This window comes from Shewanella sp. MSW, from assembly GCF_007636515.1.
GTDB classification, from domain to species: domain Bacteria; phylum Pseudomonadota; class Gammaproteobacteria; order Enterobacterales; family Shewanellaceae; genus Shewanella; species Shewanella indica.
This window is the reverse complement of the sequence record NZ_LVDR01000035.1, coordinates 1-2,056: the sequence shown is the minus strand read 5'-3', so window position 1 is coordinate 2,056 and position 2,056 is coordinate 1. Positions and strand designations below refer to the sequence as shown.

Sequence of the window (2,056 nt, the reverse complement as noted above, 5' to 3'; positions counted from 1 at the left end):
AACGCTATCTCAGCTGTCCATCCATTTTGAAGGACGACTGGATGCTCACATCGATCTGTGATTTTTAACGTGACACAGAATTTTGAACACCCTCTAATACGGCGATCAATCTGCTTAACGTACCGGCTGGAGTCATGGTTTCCCGTGATGGCGTGAACTGGAAAGAAGCCAATCGGCAAGAGTTTTACACGTCGGGAAATGGGATCGGTCAAGTTTACCGTAGTTGGATTGCAGGGAAACACATATCCACAAACACTTATCATACAGACGGCAATTTACTCCAAACCAGTTATAACGGTTCAAACCGCTACGAGAAGTTTGAAAACTATTACCGCGGTAAGGCGCGCAAGATAACGCTTCCCTGCGCCACCACCAATGGTTGTACGACGGTCAACGGCAGTACCGCCAACACCATGGTGGCCCTGTTGGAAGTCAATGCGGATGGCACCACCAAGAGCGTAACAGACTTTAATGGCAATAAGGCCTCCTACAGTTACAACCCTATTGGTTGGCTAACCAAAATCGACTATGCCGACCCCCAAGTGGGCAGACAAAGTTATCAGTTATGCAACGGTCACAACGGCCAATGACGGTATTTCCGGCAGTGGGATAGCTGCGGGCAGTTTGCGTCAAAGTATCAGCCAGGGTAATTACGAAAAACGGGTCTACCATGATGCACTGTTGCGCCCGGTATTTACCCGGGAGCGGGATATCGCCAATGGGGCAACAACGCGCTATCAGGCCTTTGAGTACGACCATGAAAACCGTCAAACCTTGGCAAGCTTCCCAAGCAGCAATGCCGCCAGCCGGGTGGGAATGGCAACAGAATATGATGTCTTGGGGCGAATAGTCACTCAAACGCGTACCAGTGATAACAGCAGCAGTAGCCGCGATTATTTGGCCGGAAACAAAGTAGCCGTTACGGACAGTGAAGGAAACACCATCACTACAACCTATCTGGCCTATGGTCAACCGACCTATGACAAACCACTGTTGATTGAAGCTCCAAACACTGATGATATCAGCCTGGATTACAACGAATTTGCACAAGTTACCTCAATTCGTCAGGGCAATATCACCGAAAAACGGCTATACGACAACTATCAACAGTTGTGTAAGTCTGTTCGCCCCGAAACCGGTATTACGGCTTATGGTTACAATGCCCAGCGTCAACAGATATGGCGGGCCCTGGGCACCAATGGCAGCAGTACCAGTTGTGATGCCGCGTCAGTCCCGGCCAGCCACAAAACGTTGCTGGGCTACGATAATTTGGGGCAATTGCGAACCGAAAATTTCCCGGATACTACACCGGATAGAACTTACAACTACGACGCCAACGGCAATCTGAGAGCCTTGACTGCCGGTAATATCAGCTGGAGCTACTTATACAACAGCCAAAATGCAATCGATAAAGAAACCCTGAGTCTGGACGGCAAGTCTTTCGTACTGGATTGGGAATACAACAATCTGGGAGCCGTCAGTTCATTGAAGTACCCATCAGGTGCATTGGTTGATTTTGCTCCCAATGCCTTGGGGCAAGCGACCAAGGCCGGCAGTTATGTCACAGGCGTGAGTTATCATCCCAACGGCCAGGTGAAACAATTTACATTCGGGAATGGCATTGTTCGCAATGTCGAGATGGATACCAGTGGCCGAATCGATTTGCTCACCGACAGCAAGAGCGGCGTGATAAAGAACAAACTCGACCCCAGCTACGATGGCAACGACAACCTGGTTCGCCTCATCGATTGGGTGGACAGAAACAATGATATTGACAATCTGGTTTACGACGGTGTTGACCGCTTGCTCAGTGCCGATGGCCGCTGGGGTACAGGTCGTTATACCTACGACGGTAAGGGGAATATCCTCAGCCGCACACTGAATAACGTCAACATAGGCTATAGCTATAACAACCTGAATCAGTTGAGTAAATTGAGCGGTGCCTACGCTTATGGTTATCAGTACGATACCCGCGGCAATGTCATCCACAATGGCCGTTACCCGCTCAGCTATAACCTGGGACAGCAAATGGTCTCAGCCAAAGGTATCAACTACA

General features: G+C 49.6%; 1 protein-coding gene and 1 pseudogene. Both read left to right on the top strand.

Annotated features, from left to right (window positions below):
• The first annotated feature begins 134 nt into the window (after positions 1-134).
• Positions 135-590: a hypothetical protein gene (locus AYI96_RS20160; protein ID WP_144362225.1), complete on the top strand. Its 456-nt coding sequence runs from the start codon at positions 135-137 to the stop codon at positions 588-590.
• A pseudogene (locus AYI96_RS20155) lies at positions 529-2,056 on the top strand (RHS repeat protein); the annotation flags it as partial. The gene AYI96_RS20160 and the pseudogene AYI96_RS20155, both read left to right, overlap by 62 nt.